The 23,018-nt window shown below is 62.9% G+C and carries 21 protein-coding genes; 15 read left to right on the top strand and 6 right to left on the bottom strand.

Features of this window, described 5'->3' with window-relative positions; translation table 11 throughout:
* Positions 1-442 precede the first annotated feature (442 nt).
* Positions 443-1,030 (bottom strand): GYF domain-containing protein, encoded by a 588-nt coding sequence (locus tag HT051_RS09225; RefSeq protein ID WP_208454302.1) that lies wholly within the window; start codon positions 1,028-1,030, stop codon positions 443-445.
* A gap of 136 nt (positions 1,031-1,166) precedes the next feature.
* On the opposite strand from HT051_RS09225, the gene parC reads away from it, so the two are divergent.
* Positions 1,167-3,422 (top strand): DNA topoisomerase IV subunit A, encoded by a 2,256-nt coding sequence (gene parC / locus HT051_RS09220; RefSeq protein ID WP_174541756.1) that lies wholly within the window; start codon positions 1,167-1,169, stop codon positions 3,420-3,422.
* A 25-nt stretch (positions 3,423-3,447) separates the two neighbouring features.
* Here the strand turns inward: parC and HT051_RS09215 are convergent, their stop codons facing one another.
* Positions 3,448-4,260 (bottom strand): arginyltransferase, encoded by an 813-nt coding sequence (locus HT051_RS09215; RefSeq protein WP_174541755.1) that lies wholly within the window; start codon positions 4,258-4,260, stop codon positions 3,448-3,450.
* A 116-nt stretch (positions 4,261-4,376) separates the two neighbouring features.
* Positions 4,377-4,862, bottom strand: coding sequence for an RDD family protein (locus HT051_RS09210; RefSeq protein ID WP_208454301.1), 486 nt, complete (start codon positions 4,860-4,862; stop codon positions 4,377-4,379).
* A gap of 247 nt (positions 4,863-5,109) precedes the next feature.
* Between HT051_RS09210 and HT051_RS09205 the strand changes: the two genes are divergently transcribed.
* Positions 5,110-5,742, top strand: a complete 633-nt coding sequence (locus HT051_RS09205) for a hypothetical protein (RefSeq protein ID WP_174541754.1) — start codon at positions 5,110-5,112, stop codon at positions 5,740-5,742.
* 49 nt (positions 5,743-5,791) lie between these two features.
* Here the strand turns inward: HT051_RS09205 and hemB are convergent, their stop codons facing one another.
* Complete coding sequence (gene hemB / locus HT051_RS09200) at positions 5,792-6,790, bottom strand: porphobilinogen synthase (RefSeq protein ID WP_174542950.1); 999 nt, start codon at positions 6,788-6,790, stop codon at positions 5,792-5,794.
* A 222-nt stretch (positions 6,791-7,012) separates the two neighbouring features.
* A complete protein-coding gene (locus HT051_RS09195) occupies positions 7,013-8,047 on the bottom strand; it encodes an extensin family protein (protein WP_174541753.1) in 1,035 nt (344 codons plus the stop codon).
* Between the two features lie 130 nt (positions 8,048-8,177).
* On the opposite strand from HT051_RS09195, the gene HT051_RS09190 reads away from it, so the two are divergent.
* From HT051_RS09190 to HT051_RS09130, 13 genes are all read left to right on the top strand, one after another.
* Entirely contained in the window at positions 8,178-9,251 is a 1,074-nt protein-coding gene (locus HT051_RS09190; protein WP_174541752.1) for an enoyl-CoA hydratase/isomerase family protein, read from the top strand.
* 145 nt (positions 9,252-9,396) lie between these two features.
* Positions 9,397-9,906, top strand: coding sequence for a transcriptional regulator LdtR (gene ldtR / locus HT051_RS09185; protein WP_174541751.1), 510 nt, complete (start codon positions 9,397-9,399; stop codon positions 9,904-9,906).
* 354 nt (positions 9,907-10,260) lie between these two features.
* Positions 10,261-11,598: a murein L,D-transpeptidase gene (locus HT051_RS09180; protein WP_174541750.1), complete on the top strand. Its 1,338-nt coding sequence runs from the start codon at positions 10,261-10,263 to the stop codon at positions 11,596-11,598.
* Positions 11,599-11,812: 214 nt separating this feature from the next.
* A complete protein-coding gene (hemA, locus tag HT051_RS09175; RefSeq protein ID WP_174541749.1) occupies positions 11,813-13,024 on the top strand; it encodes a 5-aminolevulinate synthase in 1,212 nt (403 codons plus the stop codon).
* A 228-nt stretch (positions 13,025-13,252) separates the two neighbouring features.
* A complete protein-coding gene (gene glyA, locus HT051_RS09170; RefSeq protein WP_174541748.1) occupies positions 13,253-14,557 on the top strand; it encodes a serine hydroxymethyltransferase in 1,305 nt (434 codons plus the stop codon).
* A 40-nt stretch (positions 14,558-14,597) separates the two neighbouring features.
* Positions 14,598-15,089 carry a transcriptional regulator NrdR gene (gene nrdR, locus HT051_RS09165; RefSeq protein ID WP_174541747.1) on the top strand — a complete coding sequence of 164 codons (492 nt, stop codon included), beginning with the start codon at positions 14,598-14,600 and terminating at the stop codon, positions 15,087-15,089.
* 36 nt (positions 15,090-15,125) lie between these two features.
* Positions 15,126-16,253 carry a bifunctional diaminohydroxyphosphoribosylaminopyrimidine deaminase/5-amino-6-(5-phosphoribosylamino)uracil reductase RibD gene (ribD, locus tag HT051_RS09160; RefSeq protein WP_174541746.1) on the top strand — a complete coding sequence of 376 codons (1,128 nt, stop codon included), beginning with the start codon at positions 15,126-15,128 and terminating at the stop codon, positions 16,251-16,253.
* On the top strand, positions 16,226-16,861 hold the full coding sequence (locus tag HT051_RS09155; RefSeq protein WP_174541745.1) for a riboflavin synthase: 636 nt from the start codon (positions 16,226-16,228) through the stop codon (positions 16,859-16,861). Before ribD ends, HT051_RS09155 begins: the two co-directional genes overlap by 28 nt.
* Positions 16,862-16,950: 89 nt before the next feature.
* Positions 16,951-17,991: a 3,4-dihydroxy-2-butanone-4-phosphate synthase gene (gene ribB / locus HT051_RS09150; RefSeq protein WP_174542949.1), complete on the top strand. Its 1,041-nt coding sequence runs from the start codon at positions 16,951-16,953 to the stop codon at positions 17,989-17,991.
* Between the two features lie 7 nt (positions 17,992-17,998).
* Positions 17,999-18,469 (top strand): 6,7-dimethyl-8-ribityllumazine synthase, encoded by a 471-nt coding sequence (gene ribH, locus HT051_RS09145; RefSeq protein ID WP_174541744.1) that lies wholly within the window; start codon positions 17,999-18,001, stop codon positions 18,467-18,469.
* 3 nt (positions 18,470-18,472) lie between these two features.
* On the top strand, positions 18,473-19,009 hold the full coding sequence (gene nusB, locus HT051_RS09140; RefSeq protein ID WP_174541743.1) for a transcription antitermination factor NusB: 537 nt from the start codon (positions 18,473-18,475) through the stop codon (positions 19,007-19,009).
* 1 nt (position 19,010) lies between these two features.
* A complete protein-coding gene (gene thiL / locus HT051_RS09135) occupies positions 19,011-20,045 on the top strand; it encodes a thiamine-phosphate kinase (RefSeq protein ID WP_174541742.1) in 1,035 nt (344 codons plus the stop codon).
* Positions 20,046-20,257: 212 nt separating this feature from the next.
* Positions 20,258-22,375, top strand: coding sequence for a sodium-translocating pyrophosphatase (locus tag HT051_RS09130; protein ID WP_174541741.1), 2,118 nt, complete (start codon positions 20,258-20,260; stop codon positions 22,373-22,375).
* A 114-nt stretch (positions 22,376-22,489) separates the two neighbouring features.
* Here the strand turns inward: HT051_RS09130 and HT051_RS09125 are convergent, their stop codons facing one another.
* Complete coding sequence (locus HT051_RS09125) at positions 22,490-22,999, bottom strand: outer membrane protein assembly factor BamE (RefSeq protein ID WP_246810037.1); 510 nt, start codon at positions 22,997-22,999, stop codon at positions 22,490-22,492.
* Between the last annotated feature and the right edge of the window lie 19 nt (positions 23,000-23,018).

Here is a 23,018-nt window from a genome sequence, read left to right as displayed (position 1 = left end):
GTGGGAGGAATCTGTTTGACCGCCAAACAGAGTGGCCTTTAGCCCGGAGACCAATTGAAGAAAATGGTCCGCTAGCCATCCGTGGATGCTGTAGAGAAGCACAAAACTTATCACCACATTCGCCAGCGCAATGAGGCTGATCCAGCGATATTCTTCCGTGGCACCTTCGCCGCGGCGTGTTTTCCAAGACGCGTAGGCAAGGCTGAACAAGGCAGGCCAAACCAACAGAGGGACCAGAGCGCCCGTCCATAGCAATATCCGACGCCGTGCAGACTGGGAAACGCCGTATCCGAGGTTCCTCATTCGGTCTTTCAGCGAAAGCCAGAAATTGAGAGCGCCAGATTCCAAAGGGACGAGCGCGCCGCATTGCGGGCAGATCGACCGACCACGAAGTAGTGTGCCGCAAGAGGGGCACGAAGCCGGATGGTAAGAGTCACTCACCCTAGACGGTCCTGATTGCCATTTGCTGCTGATAGGCAAGGTTCAGCCGCTTGGCGGTCGTATAGGCATCGATTACCGACCATATCCAAATCGCCCATCCCATAAACACGAACCAAAGCAAGACGCAGCCGACGAACATCAAGATACCTTTGCCGACCTGACCGTTATAAAGCTGACCGGCACCGCAAAACAGCAACGAGAGCAGTAGGGCCACGCCCGGCGATTTCGGACCAAACGTACCATCCGGATTGATTGCCGGCGCGGCCTGTACGGTGTTGGTAACTTGGACCACCGTCCCGCTATTGCCAGAGACCGGGGCGACAGGATCCGGCGGTGGCGGTGCGAAAAGCTTGCCTAGGACCGGCTCCTCGCTCGCGAGGCTCCATTGGGACGCGCCGACAGCGCAAAGATAGTCACTTGCCGATAAGCTGCCGTCTTGCTTCATCTGCTTGATCTCATGGCCGGAAAACGGCCCCGATGAAGCTCCATTGGAATGCACGAACCATTGCCGATCCAAGGGATGTGGCGGCGGCGGGTTGGGCCTTACTGCGGGCGTCTGATTTCGCTTCCCGAATTCTTGATCACTCATCGTCCCCCCCGGATCGAGATGTTTATTGCTATTCAGGATTGCAATAGTGATGACAATACCCGCGTCAGGCAACTGCAAAACCCCTGCAGCGATGCCCCGCCTTGAGTGCGCCGGAGCGATGCGCTAACCGACTCTCATGGGAAAAGCAGCACCGCCCCCCGATTCGGGGCCGATCGAGCCGATCAATCTGCGCGAGGCGCTGGAAGAGCGCTATCTCGCCTATGCACTGTCGACCATCACCCAGCGGGCGCTGCCCGATGTGCGCGATGGGCTGAAGCCGGTGCATAGGCGGCTGCTCTTCGCCATGCGGCAGCTCAAGCTCGACCCGCAAGGCGGCTTCAAGAAATGCGCTCGCGTCGTCGGCGACGTGATCGGCAAGTTTCATCCCCATGGCGACCGCGCCGTCTACGACACGTTGGTGCGTCTCGCCCAGGATTTCGCGGTACGCTATCCGCTGGTCGACGGGCAGGGCAATTTCGGCAATGTCGACGGCGATAACGCCGCCGCCATGCGCTACACCGAGGCGCGGCTGACCGAGGTCGCCGCTCTGCTGCTGGAAGGCATCGACGAAGACGCCATCGACTTCCGCGCCACTTACGACGGCGAGGACCACGAGCCGGTCGTGCTGCCCGGCAATTTCCCCAACCTGTTGGCCAATGGCTCCTCCGGCATTGCCGTCGGCATGGCAACCAGCATCCCGCCCCATAATGCCGCCGAGCTCTGCGATGCGGCGCTGCATCTGATCAAATTTCCCAATGCCACGGCAGAGAAGCTGGTGGAGCTGGTGCCGGGGCCGGACCTCCCGACGGGCGGTATCATCGTCGAGCCGCGCGAGAATATCGTCGAGGCCTATAAGACCGGGAAGGGCGCCTTCCGGGTTCGCGCCCGCTGGGAGAAGGAAGACACCGGCCGCGGCGCCTATCAGATCGTCATCACCGAGATTCCCTATCAGGTGCAGAAATCGCGCCTGGTGGAGCGCATCGCCGAACTTCTGTTGCAGAAGAAGCTGCCGCTGCTCGGCGATATCCGCGACGAATCCACCGAAGAGATCCGCCTGATCCTGGAGCCCAAGACCCGCACCGTCGATCCGGTCGTGCTGATGGAATCCCTGTTCAAGGTGACCGAGCTGGAATCGCGGCTCTCGCTCAACATGAATGTGCTGAGCCGCGGCCGCGTCCCCAATGTGCTGAGCCTGCGCCAGGTGTTGCGCGAATGGCTCGATCACCGGCTCGAAGTGCTGATCCGGCGCACCAATTTCCGTCTCGGCAAGATCGATCACCGGCTGGAGGTGCTCGACGGCTACATCATCGTCTTCCTCAATCTCGACGAGGTGATCCGCATCATCCGCGAGGAGGACGAGCCCAAGCCCGCCCTGATGCAAACCTTCGAGCTGACCGAGGTGCAGGCCGAGGCGATCCTCAATATGCGGCTGCGCTCCTTGCGCAAGCTGGAGGAGATGGAACTCCGCCGGGAGCACGAGGCGCTGACGGCCGAGCGCAAAGAGCTGAAAGCGCTGCTGGAATCCGAAGATCTGCAATGGAAGAAGATTTCCGGCGAGATCAGGGAGGTGCGCAAGGCCTTCGGCCCCGATACCGAGCTCGGCCGGCGCCGCTCCAATTTCGAGGATGCGCCTGAAACCGAAGTCGACCTGGCGCAAGCCATGATCGAGAAGGAGCCGGTCACCGTCATCCTATCGGAGAAGGGCTGGATCCGCGCCATCAAGGGCCACCAGAACGGCATCGAAAGCCTGAGCTTCAAGGACGGCGACCGGCTGAAGCGGGCGGTCAAAGCCTACACCACCGATACGCTGCTGCTGTTCGCCACCAATGGCCGCTTCTATGCGCTGCCCGCCAATAAGCTGCCCGGCGGACGCGGCCATGGCGAACCCTTCCGCCTGATGATCGATGTCGAAGGCACCGCCGACGCGGTGGAGCTTTTCGTGCACGACAAGGAGCGCAAGCTTCTGGTCGCCGCCGCCACGGGCCACGGTTTCGTGGTGCCCGAGGCCGACGTCGTTGCCATGACCCGCAAGGGCAAGCAGGTGATTAATGTCGGCACCGGCGAGGCGGCGCTTTGCGCGCCTGCGGTCGGCGACAGCGTCGCGGTGATGGGCGAGAACCGCAAGCTGCTGCTGTTCCCGCTGCAGGACCTGCCCGAAATGCCCCGCGGCAAGGGCGTCCGCCTGCAGCGCTATAAGGATGGCGGCATCGCCGATGCCAAGACCTTCTCGAAAGCCGAGGGGCTTGCCTACAGCAATGCAGGCCGCACCTTCACTTTGGCCGGCGAGGAGCTTGCCGATTGGTGGGGCGACCGCGCCCAGGCCGGCCGCATGGCACCGCGCGGCTTCCCGAAGTCGAACAGCTTCGGCCCGCGTTTCGACAACCAGGGCTGAGCGAATCGGCGTTTAAGCGGCTTTTCTAGAAATCGGTGATGGCGGGGGCGACTTTGCGCGGCCGTCCATCGCAAGGCCCGCTCTCCTCGCACGGCGAGGTGCCGTCATACCGCACCCAGCCCTTGGAGGTCAGATGCTCCTGCGGGTGGAAGCGGTTCTTGTAGCGCATCTTGCGCGAGCCCTCGATCCAATAGCCGAGATAGACGTATGGCAGCCCGAGGCTCCTGGCGTATTCCACATGCTCCAGGATCATATAGGTGCCGAGGCTGCGCGCGTTCTGCTCCGGATCGTAGAAGCTGTAGACCATGGAAATGCCGTCGCTCAGCCGGTCGCAGAGGCACACCGCGGCCAGCGGCGTCTCACCGTCGCCTTCCGGATCGGGCTTCACCCGGTATTCGGTGAGGAAGGTGTCCACCACGCTATCCTCGACCATCAGCGAATAGTCGAGCACCGACATCTCGGCCATGCCGCCGTCCGCGTGGCGGGAATCGATATAGCTGCGGAACAGCGAATATTGCTCGCTATTGGGCACCGGATTGCAGCGCGACATCATCAGATCGCGGTTGGACCGCGCGATGCGCTTCAGCGAACGGCTGGGCTGGAATTCGTCCACCAGGATCCGTACCGGCACGCAGGCCGCGCAGGAATCGCAATACGGCATATAGGCGATGTTCTGGCTGCGCCGGAAACCGCCTTTCAGCAGATTGTCGATAAGGACGTCGGGCTTGTCGGGGGTGAGATGGGTGAACAGCTTGCGCTCGAAGCGCCCAGCCAGATACGGGCACGGCTGCGGCGCCGTGATATAGAACTCCGGAAAGTTGCTCTTATGCTCCGTCACGCAAGGCTCGCCCCGAAAATTCGACCTTAGCCGCAGTCTAGTGGATAGTCCGCCTTGAGAGCAATTGGCGATGCGGCGCCCGCCAAGAATTGAAGCGCGCGGCCCCTAAAACCGGCTTAACGGTCGCGAACCAGCACCACACCGGCGAAAATATCGTGCAGGCAGCGCTTCTGCCGGTCGATGATCGGCCAGAGCAGGATCGGGAAGAAGATGGTCAGCGACAGCCAGAAAAGCAGCGCATGGAACGCCCCGATCAGCGGCGAGACGGTTCCGCCATGCCACATCTTCACCGTGAGCCCCATCTGGCGCATGCCGATGGTCGACTGGTTGGGCCCGCCGACGGTCATGGCGTTGTAGCCGAGACCGACGATCGGGAAGATCGCACCGATCAGCAGCCAGGCCAGCCCCAAGGTCAGCACGCCGAGCACCAGCACCACGACGACAGCTAAAATCCACAACAGGGTGATGATCAGCGCGTCGAGAATGAAGGCTGCGATGCGCCGCCTCAGCACACCCTGGAACAGTTCCGGATGCGTCGCGGCGTCGAATGCCGGATTGAACGGCGTGCCCATCTCGTCCGATGCGTTGCTGGTGTCGCTCATCTGCCTCTCGTTTCGCCTGTGCTGACCATGCGCCGCCGATAAAAGCCGCGGCCCGTCTTCACGCTACAACATGGGCATTGCGGCCCCGAATGCAATCATCGGGCGAGCCCGGCGCGGACCCACGGGGATAAACGATGAAACGCCTCGTGTTTTTACCGGACATTTGCGACGTATGGTTGCCGGAAAGAGGGGGAGCGGCTAGAGATTGCAAAGTCACGCTGTCGCGCTTGGAGAAGAGGGGCCATCCATGAACACGCGTCGCATCGCTCTGCTCGCATTTCTCGTTTCCGCTGTCGCTCTGGGGCTCGCCCCCGCCGCGCAGGCCTGCGAAGGCACACAGCTCAAATTCAGCGACGATTTCGACGACGACGCCGGCGGCTGGGCGCTGAACAACGCGGTCGAGATTGCCGACGGCAACTTCACCTTCGCCCTCGAGCCCGACGATATGCAGGCCAATCTCAATATCAGCCACACGGTCGAGGAGAATGTCGATATCTGCGCCGATGCGGTCTGGCCCAAGGAGGAGAACGGCATCCTCGGCGCCGGCATCCTGTTCTGGGGCGAAGATTCGTCGAACTTCTTTCAGTTCGGCATCCTCAATAACGGCAAATACTGGATCGCCCGGCGGCAGGACGGCCGCTGGCAGGTCATCGTCCAGAACATGAAATCCGACGCCATCAAGGTGCAGCCCGGCAGCACCAATCAGCTCCGGGTCAAGGCCAGCGGCAACCATGTCAGCTTCTTCGTCAACGGTGACGAACTGCGCGAGCTGCGCGGCCAGCCGCCAGCCCGCGGCTGGCGCTTCGGTCTCAGCGGCGACAATTTCGACAAGCAGGCGAGCGAGAAGATCGTGTTCTCCTCGGTCAAGGTCACCGATTAGGCAAGCTGAGCGATGAGAGACGGGCAGGGCGCTGGGATTACCGCCGGGCTTAGCCTTCTTCGCGCAAGATCTCGGCCATCTCGCGGGCGAAATAGGTGAACACCGCATCGGCCCCAGCGCGGCGGTAAGCGATCAAAATCTCGCGCACCACCTTCTGCCGGTCGACCCAGCCATTCTGGATGCCGGCCATGATCATCGCGTATTCGCCGGAGGTCTGATAGCCGAAGGTGGGCAGGCCGAAGGTCTGTTTCACCCGGTGCAGCACGTCGAGATAGGCGAGCCCCGGCTTCACCATCACCATATCGGCGCCCTCGGCGATATCCATCGCCACTTCCCGGATGGCTTCCTCGGTGTTGCCCGGATCCATCTGATAGGTCCGCTTGTCGCCCTTCAGCATTTGGCCGGAGCCGACCGCATCGCGGAACGGGCCATACAGCGCGGAGGCATATTTCGCCGCGTAGGATAGAAGCTTGGTGTTCACGAAGCCGGCATCTTCCAGCGTCATGCGGATCACCCCGATGCGCCCGTCCATCATGTCGGAGGGAGCGAGGATATCGCAGCCGGCCTCGGCCTGCACCATCGCCTGGCGCACCAGCACCTCGACGCTGCGGTCATTGTCGATCTCGCCGTCGATGATGATGCCGTCATGGCCGTGGCTGGTATAGGGATCCAGCGCCACGTCGCAGATGATGCCGATCTCCGGCACCTCTTGCTTGATGGCGCGCACCGCCCGGCAGATCAGATTGGCCGGATTGACCGCTTCGCTCGCCACCTCGTCGCGCAAGGCATCTTCCGTGTAGGGAAACAGCGCAATCGCCGGCAGGCCAAGCTCAGCCGCTTCCTTGGCCGCCTGCACCGCCAAGTCGATGGAAAGCCGCTCCACACCCGGCATGGTCTCGACCGACTTGCGCTGACCTTCGCCCTCGATGACGAAGAGCGGCCAGATCAGATCGTTGACGCTCAAGGTCGTCTCGCGCACCAGGCGCCGGGTCCAGTCGTCCATGCGATTGCGGCGGAGGCGCGTTGCGGGAAAGCCGGGCTGCGGCATCTCCGGTGTGAGAGTGCCGGCGCGCTTGATCCGCGCATTGCGGAGCGAAATGGTTTTATCGTCGGAGTGCTGCACGTCTTTTCTTGGGGTAACGAGAGGAAAACCGTGAATCTCAGGACGTTATCACCCGCGCCACAGGAGCGCCAGGATAGGGCTGAAATAAGGTTTGCGAGCCCTCATTGCCATCTCATTGCCAAGCCCAGCGGCAATACGTCCTTGGCGTCACTGGCAGTAATTCGAGGCCCGGTCGATGCCGTCGAGATGGAAATGGCTCTTATGCGCCGCATTGGCTTCCGGCCCCAGCACGGTGCCGAAATAGGCGCAGGCGCCCTTGTGGATCGCCCGCATGAACTGGCCCTTGCTGGTTTCGCTCGGCGGACCGGCCACGGCCAAAGTCGGCTTCAGCGAACCGTCGGCGACGGCAGGCGTCAACGCAGCGCCTCCCGGCGCTTCGGCGGCTTCCGCCCGTGCCGGCATCTTGACCACTTCGAGAATGCTGTCGCCGACCAGCCGCATCATCGAGGATTCGGCGCGCGCCAGTTGCACCTTCCGTTCGGCCGCTTGCTTGGCGGCCGCTGCCTCGTCGGCGAGGCGCTTCGGATTGCGCACCGGCAAGGGCGGCGTCGTAGGCGTGACGAATTTCGGCCAATTGCTGGCCAGCGCCACCGTCGAGCCGCTCTCCAGCGTGAACGAGGAGATATCCAGCGCATCCGCCCTGGCATGCTCGCTCAGCTTGCCGACCTTGGCGCCATAGCGGTTGCGGCAGTCGTAATCGGCGGCATTGCGCACCTTGACCACCGGCGCACCGAACAGATTCTTCGCCTTGGGCTGCACCACCTCGCTGAACCAGCTATTGAGATGCGCCGCCATTTTGCATTGCAGCTTCGCCGGCGGGACGATGTCGATCTTCGGATTGTCGCCGATGGATTTCACCAGGATCGGCGCAGGGGTGCCGCACGCCCCTTGGCGGATCGGTGGAAGCGGCTCGTAGTCGATCTTGAACTCAGAGAGCAGCTGATCGCATTCCGCCTTGGCGGTGCTCACCTCCTCGTCGGTCCAGGCGACGGCCGGGCGATCCTCCGGCAGCACCGGTCCCGGATCGGGCTTCGGCACCGCGGCTTTGAACTTGTCCACCAGGTCGCTCCACGCATTTCCGGTCGGTTTGCGCTCGGGAAGCGGCGGAACCTCGTCGGCGAACGCGCTGGCGCTTAAAGCGAACAGGAAAGCAGCGACCGCAATCGGCTGAACTTTGCGCAACTCTTCATTCCCTCCCGATCATCCTCTCCCGTCTAGCACGGCGATCGGTCGCTCTTGTGGTTTTTTCTCTGAAATGCTAGCTGCCCGCCAACCTTCCAACCAAACGCCGACCATCCGATCAAGAGGATATATGGTGAGCGAGACCCTCGGCATCACCTTCGAAGAAGTCGATCGCGCCGGGATGATCACGCTCGATTCCCCGGCCTCCCTCAACGCCCTCACGCCGGAAATGTTCGACGCCTTGAGCGAGCATTACCAGCGCTGGACGCCCGCGCCGCATATCTACGGCGTGGTGACCCAATCCACCCATCCCAAGGTGTTTTGTGCCGGCGGTAATCTGAAGCTGGTTCATGGCCTTTTGCAGGCCGGCGACTTCGAAAGTCTCGCCGCCTTCTACCGTAAGGCCTATGAGCATGTCTGGGTGCTGGAGAAATTCATCCGCCCCAACGTGCCGCTGATCAATGGGCTCTGCCTCGGCGGCGGGGTCGGCATCAGCCTGCTCGGCACCCACTGCATCGCCGGCGAGGGCTATGCTCTCGGCATGCCGCAGGTCGGCATCGGCCATGTGCCCGATAGCGGCGGCACCTACTTCCTGCCGCGGCTGCGCCACCAGACCGGCGTCTATCTGGCTCTGACCGGCAAGACCCTTAGCCGCGCCGACGCCTACCGGCTGGAGCTGGTCAGCCACTGCATCCCAGCAGCGCATTTCCACGTCATCGCCGACGGCATGCAATATAATCACCCCATCGACCGGCTGCTCGACGGGCTGCACCGCGATCCAGGCGAGGGCGAGCTGGCAAGGCTCAGCCCGCTGATCAACGAGATCTTCTGTCTCGGCTCGGTCGAAGAGATCCTGGAGCGGCTGGACGCCGAGGAGGGGCCTTACGCCGACTGGGCCAAGGAAACCGCCGCCGAAATGCGCAAGAAGTCGCCCACCTCGCTGAAGATCGCCTTGCAGCAGATGCGCCGCGGCAAGACGCTCAGCCTCGACGAGGCGCTGAAGCTGGAATACCGCCTGGTTCAGAAGGTGATCCGCAGCCGCGACTATGCCGAGGGCATCGATGCCCGCATCAACGGCAAGGGGCGCCCTGCGAAATGGAACCCCGAAACCCTCGCCGATGTCGACGATAAGGCGATCGATTCTTTATTCGACGAACCGGCCCCCGAAGAGCTCCATTTGGAGGAGCTAACGCCGGGCCTTTGATACGCTTCAATTTCCGGGTGAAATCACCAAAAGTTAAACATGGTATTTCATGCAATCTTAAGCGTCTTGCTTAAGCTGTCTTTAGCGCAACGCCCCTATAGTCATCACCATAAAGTTGGGGAACAAAAACAACTGAGGGTAGGTGATGAATGTAGCCCTGGATATGGGCGCGCATGAAAGCGCCGGTGAGGTAGAAGATCTTAAAGGACGCTACCTGATCTCCTTGAAACTAGTTGAGCGTTTGCATCGTCTTCTGCTCGACGTCATCAAGGATGAGTTCGACCGTATGGGTCGCTCCGACGTCAATGGCGTCCAAGCATTGCTGCTTTACAATATCGGCGATGCTGAAGTGACAGCAGGAGAGCTGACGAGCCGCGGATATTACCTCGGCTCCAATGTCTCCTATAACCTGAAGAAGCTGGTGGAAGCCGGATATATCCGCCATGAGCGTTCGACCACCGACCGCCGTTCGGTCCGGGTCAGCCTGACCGAGAAGGGACGCACCGTCTCTCAGGTGGTGAACGACCTCTACGACCGCCAGCTCAAGTCCTTGCAGAAGGTTGGCGGCATCGGCGGCGACGATCTGGATGTGCTGAACCAGTCGCTGATCCGGCTGGAGCGCTTCTGGACCGATCAGATCCGCTACCAGCTCTAAGGACGAGCGGCGTTTCGCCGGAATACTCGCGAAGAGCTTCACCACGAGATTTGATCGCCCGGATGGGAAACCGTCCGGGCGATTGGTGTTTTTCGGCGTCTAAAGTGGCGTTCTGGTGCCCGAATGACGCGGTTTCCGCTAAAAATCGCCCCAATCCCCCGCTAGGCCTTGAAGTCATCGCATCCGGTCAACATGTTGGCCGAAGCTTATTGCGTGGATACGTCCGCGTAAGGTCTCCCGGTTGGGCATGCCGGTTGGCTTTTCATTAACGCCGAAGGGACTAGTGTGGCGCACCCATCGGGTCTATGCTTTGAATTAGGGACCCCGGTTGCCGCAATACGGGGGAAGCGGTAAATGCAAATTTGGCAGCGCAATACAACGCGCCTCATCGCCGCCTCATTGGCTGGCGCGGTTCTCTGTGCTTATACGCCGACGACCGGCCATGCCCAGTTTCTCGGCCTGCAGAAATTCCTCGGCAATAAGGACAGCAGCAGCGGCAGCCCGGCAGCGGAAAGCAGCCAGCGGCGCGGCTGGGGCTGGTTCCGCCGCGGCGATACCGATCAGGACGGCAACGATCCGTTCAAGGCGCAATGGGTCACCAACCCGCGCCCCGGTTTCCCGACCCTGTCCTCGCAGAATATCGAGCTGACCCGTCAGACCGTCGAGCAATACGAGAATATCGTTGCCCGCGGCGGCTGGCCCCGGGTGCCCGAGCTTGCCCTGAAGCCCGGCTCGCGCGGCCAGGCGGTGATCACGCTGCATCAGCGGCTCGAGATCAGCGGCGACCTCGTCGGCACCAGCGTGCCCAACGTCTATGACGAGGCGGTCACCCGCGCGGTGCAGAAATTCCAGGTCCGTCACGGCCTGCCGCCGACGGGGGTGCTCGACCGCCCGACCGTCGATGCGATGAACGTGCCGGCATCGGTCCGCCTGCAGCAGCTGAAAGCCTCGCTGACCCGCCTGCGCAAGCTGGCGCCGAAGGCGCACGGCCGCTACGTCATCGTGAATATTCCGGCGGCGCAGTCGGAGGCCGTGGATAACGGCCAGGTTGTGGACCGCTATACGGTGGTGGTCGGCAAGGCGAACCTCGCCACGCCGACGCTTGAAAGCAAGATCATGCAGATCAGCTTCAACCCGTATTGGAACGTGCCGCGCAGCATCGTGCGCAACGACCTGGTGCCGAAGGCCCGGGAGCTGCAGGCACGCGGCGTCGACATGCTGGCGACCTACCGCATGCAGGCCATCGACGGCTCGGGCCAGATCCTCGGGCCGGGGCAGGTGGATTGGTACTCCGACGCGGTCTACGGCTATCGCTTCCGTCAGCTTCCGTGGGAGGAGAATTCCCTCGGCTTCGTGAAGATCGACTTCCCGAACCGGCACGCCGTCTACATGCACGACACGCCGGAAAAGGCGATTTTCTCCCAGGAGCTTCGCTATGAGAGCCATGGCTGCGTGCGCGTGCACAATGTCTCGAATCTCGTCGCCTGGCTGCTGCAGGACAATCCCGGCTGGGACATCAACCGCATCCAGCAGATGAAGATGACCGGCGAGCAGCAGATCGTGAAGCTCAAGCGCCCGGTGCCGGTGATGTTCATCTATGTCTCGGCTTGGACCACGCCCGACGGCATGGCCAATTTCCGCCCGGACATCTATCAGGTCGATACCACCTCCACGACGGCGTCTGCGTACTAAATACGCAGGTCGCCGATCTTGAAGCCTTCGCCGGAAAGGTTATCTCCCCTTGGAGATAGGCGTTTCCCATATCGCTGTGCTATGCCAAACAGCAGGGACCCTGCGACCATAGGCTCGCCCAATCCTTGAGCGAACGGCCTATGATGTAATCAGGGGGGTAAGCGGAACGTCCTTTCCAATTGGGCCGCAGCCTTTCAGGGTGGAAACAGAGCCGATGGATTACGAAGCGGAGCTTGCGCGGGCTATAGACGCGCTCCGGCAAGAAGGCCGATATCGCGAGTTTGCCGATATCCGCCGCAAGCGTGGCAACTTTCCCCACGCCGAGCATTTTCAGGCCGAGGGCCCGGCCGAAATCAAGGTCTGGTGCAGCAACGATTATGTCGGCATGGGCCAGCATCCCAAGGTGCTCGCTGCCATGCACGAGGCGATCGACACCGCCGGCGCCGGGGCAGGCGGCACCCGCAATATTTCCGGCACCACCCATTATCACGTCGAGCTGGAAGCCGAGCTTGCCGATCTGCACGGCAAAGAGGCGGCCCTGCTGTTCACCTCCGGCTATATCTCCAACGAGGCGACGCTCTCCACGCTGGCCCGCATCCTGCCGGGCTGCGTGATCTTCTCCGACGAACAGAATCACGCCTCCATGATCGAGGGCATCCGCCATGGCGGCGGGCCGAAGCGCATCTTCGCCCATAACGATCTGGAGGATCTCGACCGTCAGCTTTCCGAATATGCCGACGACGCACCGAAAGTGGTTGCCTTCGAGTCGGTCTATTCCATGGATGGTGACATCGCCCCGATCGCCGAGATTTGTGAGATCGCCAAGCGTCACGGTGCTCTGACCTATCTCGACGAGGTGCATGCCGTCGGCATTTACGGCCCCCATGGCGGCGGCGTCGCCGACCGCGAAGGGCTGATGGATCGGCTCGACATTATCGAGGGCACCCTGGCCAAGGGCTTCGGCCTGATGGGCGGCTATATCGCCGCCTCCACCAATATGATCGATGCCGTCCGCTCCTATGCGCCGGGCTTCATCTTCACCACCTCGCTGGCCCCGGCCGTCGTTGCCGGCGCCATCGCATCGGTGCGTCATCTGAAAGAGAGCCAGGCGGAGCGCGAGAAGCTGCAGGAGCGCGCCGCCGAGCTCAAACGCCGCATGGCCGAGGCCAATCTGCCGGTGCTGGAAAATCCCAGCCATATCGTGCCGGTGATGGTCGGCGATCCGGTCCGCTGCAAGCAGCTGACCGATGCGCTGCTTACCCGCTTCGGCATCTATGTGCAGCCGATCAACTATCCGACCGTCCGGCGCGGCACCGAGCGCATCCGCATCACGCCTGCGCCGTATCACAGCGACGCGGACATGGATTATCTGATGGATGCGCTGAACGTGTTGTGGAGCGAGATGGATCTCGCCCGCGCTGCGTAACTGCCGATTCCGGGCAGGGCGCGCCGGCTCATATCGCTTTTCTTGACGAAATCGGCCATGCTATCCGGCCTGTGGGTCTTGCTGCGCCAGCAGCTAGCCTGACCCGGCGACATATGCTAAGGGCAGCGCAATCTATGGGTCCCGGCAGGGTTCTTGAGCCGGAAAACGAGCCCCAATCGCAGAAGCAGGGCCGCCGATTGGCTGGCATTAGTTCGAGGAGCGTGAGAGATGACGGCAAGCGAAACCAGCAGCGAAACGCGCGGATCTGGCTTTTTCACCAAGCATCTGGAGGATTCCGATTCGGAGCTCTGGAGCGCCATTGAAGACGAAGCCGAGCGCCAGCAGACTGAGATCGAGCTGATCGCTTCGGAGAACATCGTGTCCCAGGCTGTGCTGGATGCCGCCGGCACGCTTCTGACCAACAAGTATGCCGAGGGCTATCCGGGCCGGCGCTATTACGGCGGCTGCCAGTATGTCGACGTCGTCGAGCAGCTGGCCATCGACCGCGCCAAGCGCCTGTTCGATTGCGCCTATGTCAACGTGCAGCCCCATTCCGGCTCCCAGGCCAACCAGGCGGTGTTCCTGGCGCTGATCAAGCCGGGCGACACCATTATGGGCCTGTCGCTCGCCGCTGGCGGCCATCTCACCCATGGCGCCCCGCCGAACGAGTCCGGCAAATGGTTCAACGCCGTGCAGTACGGCGTCCGCGAGGACACCCAGCAGATCGACTATGACGAGGTCGAGCGCCTGGCCAAGGAGTGCCAGCCGAAGCTGATCATCGCCGGCGGCTCCGCCTATCCGCGTCAGATCGATTTCGCCCGCTTCCGTCAGATCGCCGATTCCGTCGGTGCCTATCTGATGGTCGACATGGCGCATTTTGCCGGCCTGGTCGCCGGCGGCATGCATCCGAGCCCGCTGCCGCACGCCCATGTCGTCACCACCACGACCCATAAGACCCTGCGCGGCCCGCGCTCTGGCATGGTGCTGTCGAACGACGAGGAGATCGGCAAGAAGATCAATTCGGCCGTTTTCCCGGGTCTGCAGGGCGGACCTCTGATGCACGTCATCGCCGCCAAGGCCACCGCCTTCAAAGAGGCGCTGTCGCCCGAGTTCAAGCTCTACGCCAAGCAGGTCGTCGATAACGCCAAGGCGCTCGGCGAGACCCTGGTCGGCGGCGGCCTGGACCTCGTCACCGGCGGCACCGACACCCATGTGCTGCTGGTCGATCTGCGGCCCAAGGGCCTGACCGGCAAGGTTGCCGAGAAGGCGCTGGAGCGGGCGCACATCACCTGCAACAAGAACGGCGTGCCGTTCGATCCGGAGAAGCCGATGGTGACCTCTGGCGTCCGTCTCGGCTCGCCCGCCGGCACCACCCGCGGCTTCGGCGTCACCGAGTTCCAGACCATCGGCAATATGATCCTCGAGGTTCTCGACGGTCTCGCGGCCAATGGCGAGGAGGGCAATGCCGAGGTCGAGAAAGCGGTCAAGGAGCGTGCCATCGCGCTTTGCGAGAGCTTCCCGATCTATCGCTAACGCTTAAGGCTGCTGAAGCCGAAGAGGGGGGCCGTCCTTCATGCGATGCCCGTATTGCGGCAGCACCAACACGCAAGTGAAGGACTCGCGCCCGAGCGAGGATCACACCACGATAAGGCGCCGCCGCGTCTGTCCAGATTGCGGCGGCCGCTTTACCACTTTCGAGCGTGTCCAGCTTCGCGAGCTGACTGTGCTCAAGCGAAGCGGCCGGCGCGTTCCGTTCGACCGCGACAAGCTGATGCGATCGATTCAGATCGCCGCCCGCAAGCGCCCGGTGGAGCCGGAGCGCCTGGAACGGCTGGTCAGCGGCATCGTCCGCCGCTTGGAAAATATGGGCGAAAGCGATGTCCAATCGGAAACCATCGGCAAGTTGGTAATGGAGGCCTTGAAGACCCTCGATGACATTGCATATGTACGCTTTGCCTCCGTGTATAAGAACTTCCGAGAGGCCAAGGATTTCGAGGCGGTACTTGGAGAGCTTACCGGCCCCGATCCCGATGACGACATCGGTCCGATCCTCGAAGACGACTAAGGGCGACGCCCGAAAAAGCGGCGCTGTTACCGGTCCATGACACTGACAGATGAAGACTATATGGCCCAGGCGCTCGCCATGGCGCGGCGCGGCCTTGGCACCACGTGGCCGAACCCTTCCGTCGGCTGCGTAATCGTCACCCCCGAAGGCGAGATCGTCGGCCGCGGCGTCACCGCGCCGGGCGGACGGCCCCATGCCGAAGCGATCGCCCTGGCGCAAGCCGGCGAGCGGGCCATGGGCGCCACCGTCTATGTCACCCTGGAGCCTTGCGCCCATGAGGGCAGGGGCGAGGCCTGCGCCTCGGCACTTGCCGCCGCCAGCCCGGCCCGCGTGGTCTGCGCCATCCGCGACCCCGATCCCCGCACCTCCGGCAAGGGAATCGAAGAGCTCCGCGCTGCGGGGATTGCCGTCGATGAAGGCGTGCTGGCCGAGGAGGCCACCGAGATTACCCGAGGCCACATTCTTCGCGTAGCGGAGAACCGCCCCGAGGTGATCCTGAAGCTTGCCGTCGGTTCCGATGGACGTATCCCGGAAGGCAATGGCAGCCCGGTCTGGGTCACGGGCGAAGCGGCCCGCGCCCATGCCCATCTGCAGCGCGCCCGCTGCGATGCCATCCTGATCGGCCGCGGCACCGTCACCACCGACGATCCCAGCCTCACCTGCCGGCTGCCCGGCCTGGAATGCCGCTCTCCGGTCCGCGTCATCCTCGACCGCCGCCTGCGCACGCCGAAGAAGGCACAGCTCTTCGACGACGAGATGGTGCCGGTCTGGTTCGTCTGTGCCGACGAACCCCAGACCAACGAAAGCGCGCTGCAGGAGCGCGGCGCCGAGATCATCCGCGTGAATTGCGACGAAGAAGGCTATCCTTGCGTCCGCGAGGCGCTGGAAGGCCTGGCCCTGGCCGGGATCACCCGTGTCCTCGTGGAAGGCGGCCCCGCCGTCGCCAAGAGCTTCCTCGACGCCGATCTAGTCGACGAGGCGATCATCTATCAGGGCGCCGAAGAGGTCGGCGAGGAGGGGCTGCTCCCCTTCGTCGACGAGGGCATCGACAAGCTCACCGGCAACGGCGCCTTCATCCCCACCCATACCCGCTCCTTCGGCCGCGATACCATGACCGAGTGGAAACGGAACAGGCCATGTTCACCGGACTCATCCAAGACATAGGCGAGCTGAAATCCCGCGAGGCGGGACGTTTTCGCATTGCCTGTCACTCTCCGGCAGACAGCATCGCCCTTGGCGCCTCGATCGCTTGCGACGGCTGCTGCCTCACCGCGATTCGCATCGTCAAAGCGGGCGAGGGAGCCGAATTCGACGTCGACGTCTCCAACGAGACCTTGGACGTCACCACGCTCGGTGCATGGCAGCCGGGGCGCAAGATCAACCTGGAGCGCTCCTTGCGGGTCGGCGACGAGCTCGGCGGTCACCTGGTCAGCGGTCATGTCGACGGGCTGGCGAAGATCGTCTCGATTACGCCGGACGGTGACAGCCGCCGTTTCGTCTTCGAGGCGCCGCAGGAGCTTGCCCGCTATATCGCCGCCAAGGGCTCCGTCGCCCTGAACGGCGTTTCGCTCACTGTTAACGAGGTGGCGGGAAGCCAATTTGGCGTCAACCTGATTCCCTTTACCCTGAGCCACACCACGTTCCAGCATCTGTCGGCCAGCGACCTTGTGAACCTGGAGGTCGATCGTCTGGCGCGCTATGCAGAGCGCCTCAGCGGCGCCGACGTCCAAGCCTCCGGGACCGCGCCGAAGATTTTGCAGGCGGCAGGATAGAGAAAACCGAAGTGACCTTAGCCAAGCCGAGTCCCCATCAGGCTCTCTCGCCGATCGAAGACGTGATCGAGGATGCCCGTAACGGGCGCATGTTCATCCTGGTCGATGCCGAAGAGCGCGAGAATGAGGGCGATCTCATCATCCCGGCGCAGATGGCCACCCCTGACGCCATCAATTTCATGGCCACCCACGGGCGCGGCCTGATCTGCCTATCGCTGCTGCAGGACCGGGCCGACCAGCTTCGCCTGGAGCTGATGGCGCGGGATAACAAATCCCGCCACGCCACCGCCTTCACCGTGGCAATCGAGGCGCGCGAAGGGGTCAGCACCGGTATTTCGGCCCATGACCGGGCGCATACCATTTCCGTCGCCATCGACTCTTCGAAGGACTATCGCGATATCGTCACGCCCGGCCATGTCTTCCCGCTGGTCGCACGCGAAGGCGGCGTGTTGGTCCGCGCCGGCCACACCGAGGCGGCGGTGGATATTGCTCGCCTCGCCGGGCTGATCCCCGCGGGCGTCATCTGCGAGGTGATGAACGACGACGGCACCATGGCGCGGTTGCCCGATCTAATCGGCTTCGCCGAACGCCATAATCTCAAGATCGGCACCATCGCCGATCTGATCGCCTATCGCCTGCGCTACGACCAACTGGTCAAAGTGGCTGCAGAGACCGGTATCGACAGTGCCTTCGGCGGCAATTTCGATCTCAAGGTCTACGCCACCCGGGTCGACAATGCAGAGCATGTCGCCTTGGTGAAGGGGGATGTCTCCGACGGCTCGCCCGTTCTGGTGCGCGTCCATGCGGTGAACACACTCAACGACCTTCTCGCCGGCGGCGGCGAGCGCGAAAGCCTGATTCACCGCTCCATGGAGGCGGTTTCCCGCGAGGGGCGCGGTGTCATCGTGCTGATCCAGGACGGCAACCCTCATCCCATTGCCAGCCGCATCAAAGCCAAGGCAAATGGCGATGCCGGTCAGCAGCGCCTGATCGATTACGGTATCGGTGCGCAGATCCTGCTCGATCTCGGGGTCAAGCAGATGGTGCTGCTCAGCAATTCGCCGGCCCGCAAGATCGTCGGGCTGGAAGGTTACGGCCTCACCGTAGCCGGACACCGTACCTTGGAGTAGGGGCAGCATGGCTCGCAAATTCTCACCGTCCGTCTTGATCGTCGAAGCGCGCTTCTACGACGACATCGCCGAGGAACTCGCCCGCGGTGCGATCGAGGAGCTCGATAGTTACGGCGTCGAGTACGAACGTATTTTCGTGCCGGGTTGCCTAGAGATTCCGCTCGCTTTGAGCCTGGCACTGGCCAATGGCTTCGTCGGACGCGCCGGACGCCACCGGGCCGCCATTGCGCTCGGCTGCGTGATCCGCGGCGAGACCACCCATTACGATATCGTGGCCAAGGAGTCTGCCGCCGGGCTGCATCAGATTGCCGTCAGCCACGCCGTTCCCATCGGCGATGGCATCCTCACCTGCGAAAGCCGGGAGCAAGCCTGGGACCGGGCCAGCGTCGACAAGCGCAACAAGGGCGGGGCCGCCGCCGCGGCCTGTCTCGCCCTGATGGAGCTGGAACAGCATTTCTCGCAAGCGAGCCGGCGGTAAGCCATGGCCGAAACCAAACCAGCCCCGTCGCGCGCATCGGCTCGAAGCGCTGCGCGCCTCGCCGCCATTCAGGCGCTGTACCAGATGGACATGACCGGCATCGACCTCAATGAGGTGGTGACCGAGTTCGCCCAGCACCGGCTCGGCAGCGAGATCGAAGGCGAGAAGCTGCACGAGGCGGAACTCGCCTTCTTCGACGATATCGTGCGCGGCGTGGTGCGCGAGCAACGCCGCATCGATCCGCTGATCAATGCGCGCCTGGCCGAGGGCTGGCATCTCAGCCGCATCGACAGCACCTTGCGCGCCATCCTGCGCTCCGGCACCTATGAGATCTTGCTCAGGGACGACGTGCCGCCGAAAGTGGCGATCAACGAATATCTCGATCTCGCCAAGGCCTTCTTCGAAGGCGACGAGCGCAAGGTCGTGAATGGGCTGCTCGACCGCATTGCCCGGGAAGTGCGGCCCGAAGATCTGCCGCCGCGTACCGAAACGCCAGCGGAGACCGCAGCCTCAGCCGATCTGAAAGAGCGGGAAACCTGACATGGCCAAGGGGTCGGAACCGGAGGGCGAGTTCGAGATCATCGCCCGCTACTTCGCGCCCCTCGCCAGCTCAGACGCCGCGCTGGGGCTAATGGACGATGCGGCGATCCTGCGCCGCGACGGCAGCACGCTCATCGTCACCACCGATGTGATCGTCGAGACGGTGCATTTCCTTTCCGGCGATCCGCCCGACGCCATCGCCCATAAGGCGCTTGCGGTAAACCTCTCCGATCTTGCCGCCAAGGCCGCAACGCCGGTTGGCTATGTGCTCACCCTTTGCCTTCCGTCCGAAGACGGCCGGCCCGCGATACCACCCGACTGGCTGCAGGGCTTTGCCGACGGGCTGAGGGCCATGCAGCAGCTTGCCGGCATTGCCCTGATCGGCGGCGATACCTCGGCGATTCCGGGGCCGCTGACCATTTCCATTACGGCGTTCGGCCAAGGCACCGAGGGGAAGACGCCGTTGCGCCGCGGCGCTAAGCCCGGTGACCGGCTCTATGTCTCCGGCACCATCGGCGATGCCGCCCTCGGCCTGCGGCTGCTTCGGAACCCGAAACTCGCCGCCACCTGGCAGCTCGATCCCATGCAGGTCGAGGCGCTGATCCGCCGCTACCGCTATCCCGAACCGCGGCTGCAGCTTGCTTCGGCGCTTCGCGAGTTTGCCTCCGCCGCGATGGATATCTCCGACGGGCTGGCCGGAGATATCGCCAAGCTCTGCACGGCAAGCGGTGTCAGCGCTGAAGTCGATGCGACGACCGTGCCGCTCTCCGAGGCAGCCAAAAAGGCCTGTAAAGCGGAGCCGGACGCATTTTCGCAGATCCTTTCCGCCTGCGACGATTACGAGATCCTGACAGCAGTGCCGGAGACCTCAGCGGTCGCCTTCGAATCCGCCGCCGCCCGTGCCATTGTCCCGGTCCGCCGGATCGGCACCGTCACCGAGGCGGGCGGGATGGTCCGCTTCCTCGGGGAGGGCGGTAAAACACTCCCGGTATCGCAGCGCGGCTATACCCATTTCGGTGGCCAAAACAACAAATAAGCGCAAGTTCTTTTTGCAGAACAACAACGCTTATGCTGCATTGCAGCACAGAAGCACTTGTTGCGCCTCCCCCTTAACTTTGGCATTTTTTTTTGTCCCGCTAAGAATCGCGCCTGACACGGGGGAGGACAGGCGTGTATTTGAGCAGGGGCGATCGTTCCTGCTCGCTCCCCAAAATAATGTTGAAACTGCATCGAATGGGAGCAGTCCACATGAATTGGGTTCTTTACGCGATCATCGCCGCCGGAGCGCTTTCGATCGTTTACGGTCTTGCCACGACACGGGCGGTGCTTGCCGCCGATGCCGGCACCAAAAAAATGCAAGAGATCGCCGCAGCGATCCAAGAAGGCGCGAGGGCTTATCTCTCGCGGCAATATATGACCATCGGCGCCGTCGGCGTCGTCATCTTCTTTGCCGGTCTGTTCCTGCTCGGCCTGCCGCAAGCCATCGGATTTGCCATCGGCGCAATTCTGTCGGGCGCAGCCGGCTATATCGGCATGAATGTCTCGGTGCGCGCCAATGTCCGCACCGCCCAGGCCGCCAAGAAGGGCCTGGCGGAGGGCTTGAGCATCGCCTTCCGCTCCGGCGCCATCACCGGTCTTCTGGTGGCCGGTCTGGCGCTGCTCGGCGTCTCCGTCTACTTCCTGGTCCTGACCCAGTTCTACGGCTACGCGCCGACCTCGCGCGTGGTGATCGACGCGCTGGTCTCGCTCGGCTTCGGCGCCTCGCTGATCTCCATCTTCGCCCGTCTCGGCGGCGGCATCTTCACCAAAGGTGCCGATGTCGGCGGCGATCTGGTGGGCAAGGTCGAGGCCGGCATTCCGGAGGACGATCCGCGCAATCCCGCCACCATCGCCGATAATGTGGGCGATAATGTCGGCGACTGCGCTGGCATGGCGGCCGATTTGTTCGAGACCTATGCCGTGACCGTCGTCGCCACCATGGTGCTGGCGTCGATCTATTTCCGCGACAGCGCCGATATCCTGGCCATCATGCTCTATCCGCTGGCCATCGGCGGCATGTGCGTGGTCACCTCGATCGTCGGCACATTCTTCGTTCGCCTCGGCCAGAGCAAGTCGATCATGGGCGCGCTCTATAAGGGGGTGATCGCCACCGCGGTGCTCTCGCTGATCGGGCTATGGCCGCTCACCGCCTATCTCGTCGGCATGGATACGACGCTGACCGTGGGCGATGTCTCCTTCACCGGCCAATCGCTGTTCTTCTGCGGCGTGGTCGGCCTCGTCATCACCGCGCTGATCGTGGTGATAACCGAGTATTACACCGGCACCGGCTACCGCCCGGTCCATTCCGTGGCTCAGGCCTCGGTCACCGGCCACGGTACCAATGTGATCCAAGGCCTCGCCATCTCGATGGAATCCACCGCGCTCCCGGCGCTGGTGATCATGGCCGGCATCCTCGTCACCTACGGGCTCGCCGGCCTGTTCGGCATCGCCATTGCGGTCACCACCATGCTGGCATTGGCCGGTATGATCGTGGCGCTGGATGCCTTCGGCCCCGTCACCGACAATGCCGGCGGCATCGCCGAGATGTCCAACATGCCGGCGGCGACCCGCAAAACCACCGACGCGCTGGATGCGGTCGGCAACACCACCAAGGCGGTCACCAAGGGTTATGCTATCGGCTCCGCCGGTCTCGGCGCCCTGGTGCTGTTCGCAGCCTATACCCAGGATCTGAACTACTTCGCCTCTAATCCGGCTGAGTTCCCATACTTTGAGGGCGTCAATCCAGCCTTCACCCTGTCCAACCCTTACGTGGTGGTGGGGCTCTTCCTCGGCGGGCTGCTGCCATACCTGTTCGGCGGCATCGCCATGACCGCGGTGGGGCGCGCCGCCGCCTCGATCGTCGAAGAGGTGCGCCGCCAGTTCAAGGAGAAGCCGGGCATCATGAAGGGGACCGAGCGGCCCGATTACGGCCGCGCCGTCGACCTTCTTACCAAGGCGGCGATCAAGGAAATGATCGTTCCCTCGCTGCTGCCGGTGCTGAGCCCGATCGCCTTCTTCTTTCTGATCGACCTGATCGCCGGCAAAAGCGCGGCCTTCTCGGCACTTGGCGCCATGCTGCTCGGCGTGATCGTCACCGGCCTGTTCGTGGCCCTTTCCATGACCGCCGGCGGCGGCGCCTGGGACAATGCCAAGAAGTATATCGAGGACGGCAATTTCGGCGGGAAGGGCTCCGAGGCCCATAAGGCCGCCGTCACCGGCGATACGGTCGGCGATCCTTACAAGGACACCGCGGGCCCTGCGGTGAACCCGATGATCAAGATCACCAATATCGTGGCCTTGCTGCTGTTGGCGGTTCTCGCCCACTAGGTGAAAGCGCATAGACGAAAGAAAAGGCCGGATCCCAAGAAGGGTCCGGCCTTTTTCTTTGTCGGTCCGTGAGTGCCAAGCAAGCGCTCGGCCTTCCAGCTCCGCCGCCGGCTCTTACAAGCCAGGCCCAGGCGTCGACCGGTTTTCGTGGCTCTTCTTGAACATGCTGCGCTGACCGACATTGCCGAACAGCTCTTCCACCAGGCTCATATCCTTGCCGCGGGCAGGGGACTCGTCCCTGGCGTAATCCACCACGATACCGTCCTTCAGCCCGTAATGAGCGACCCGCTGCACCCGACTGGCGCTATTGAAATAAACCGCCATGACCTGGCGGTCGATTTCCTTCGGCTTCAGGAAGGCCACCGTCTTCTTGGTGCTCGAGATGTAATAATAGGTATCGCCGCCGATGGTGCCCATCGTGTCGGGCGAGCCGAGCGTCAGCTTGACGTCTTCCTTGGTCATGCCGGGACGCACCAGGCTGGTATCCACATCGGTGAAGACATGGCCGTGATGATCGATTTGCCCGCCACAGCCGGATAGCGGCACGGCGGCAAGGCCCAGCAATGCCAGCCCCATCAGCCCGGAGATTGACGATACGGCGTCTCTCGACGTAACCCTTTTCACTGAGGCTGCCCCCAACAAT

Source organism: Methyloligella sp. GL2 (assembly GCF_013341275.1).
Lineage (GTDB): Bacteria > Pseudomonadota > Alphaproteobacteria > Rhizobiales > Methyloligellaceae > Methyloligella.
The sequence above is the reverse complement of the archived record's forward strand: the minus strand, read 5'-3'. Positions and strand labels throughout refer to the sequence as shown.

Coding starts and splice junctions, on each gene's coding strand:
- HT051_RS09155 (WP_174541745.1), top strand. CDS start 16,226: ATGTTCACCGGACTCATCCAAGACATAGGCGAGCTGAAATCCCGCGAG.
- HT051_RS09180 (WP_174541750.1), top strand. CDS start 10,261: ATGCAAATTTGGCAGCGCAATACAACGCGCCTCATCGCCGCCTCATTG.
- HT051_RS09190 (WP_174541752.1), top strand. CDS start 8,178: ATGGTGAGCGAGACCCTCGGCATCACCTTCGAAGAAGTCGATCGCGCC.
- hemB (WP_174542950.1), bottom strand. CDS start 6,790: ATGCCGCAGCCCGGCTTTCCCGCAACGCGCCTCCGCCGCAATCGCATG.
- HT051_RS09210 (WP_208454301.1), bottom strand. CDS start 4,862: ATGAGCGACACCAGCAACGCATCGGACGAGATGGGCACGCCGTTCAAT.
- hemA (WP_174541749.1), top strand. CDS start 11,813: ATGGATTACGAAGCGGAGCTTGCGCGGGCTATAGACGCGCTCCGGCAA.
- glyA (WP_174541748.1), top strand. CDS start 13,253: ATGACGGCAAGCGAAACCAGCAGCGAAACGCGCGGATCTGGCTTTTTC.
- parC (WP_174541756.1), top strand. CDS start 1,167: ATGGGAAAAGCAGCACCGCCCCCCGATTCGGGGCCGATCGAGCCGATC.
- nrdR (WP_174541747.1), top strand. CDS start 14,598: ATGCGATGCCCGTATTGCGGCAGCACCAACACGCAAGTGAAGGACTCG.
- ribB (WP_174542949.1), top strand. CDS start 16,951: ATGTTCATCCTGGTCGATGCCGAAGAGCGCGAGAATGAGGGCGATCTC.
- ribD (WP_174541746.1), top strand. CDS start 15,126: ATGACACTGACAGATGAAGACTATATGGCCCAGGCGCTCGCCATGGCG.
- nusB (WP_174541743.1), top strand. CDS start 18,473: ATGGCCGAAACCAAACCAGCCCCGTCGCGCGCATCGGCTCGAAGCGCT.
- ribH (WP_174541744.1), top strand. CDS start 17,999: ATGGCTCGCAAATTCTCACCGTCCGTCTTGATCGTCGAAGCGCGCTTC.
- HT051_RS09130 (WP_174541741.1), top strand. CDS start 20,258: ATGAATTGGGTTCTTTACGCGATCATCGCCGCCGGAGCGCTTTCGATC.
- HT051_RS09225 (WP_208454302.1), bottom strand. CDS start 1,030: ATGAGTGATCAAGAATTCGGGAAGCGAAATCAGACGCCCGCAGTAAGG.
- ldtR (WP_174541751.1), top strand. CDS start 9,397: ATGAATGTAGCCCTGGATATGGGCGCGCATGAAAGCGCCGGTGAGGTA.
- HT051_RS09205 (WP_174541754.1), top strand. CDS start 5,110: ATGAACACGCGTCGCATCGCTCTGCTCGCATTTCTCGTTTCCGCTGTC.
- thiL (WP_174541742.1), top strand. CDS start 19,011: ATGGCCAAGGGGTCGGAACCGGAGGGCGAGTTCGAGATCATCGCCCGC.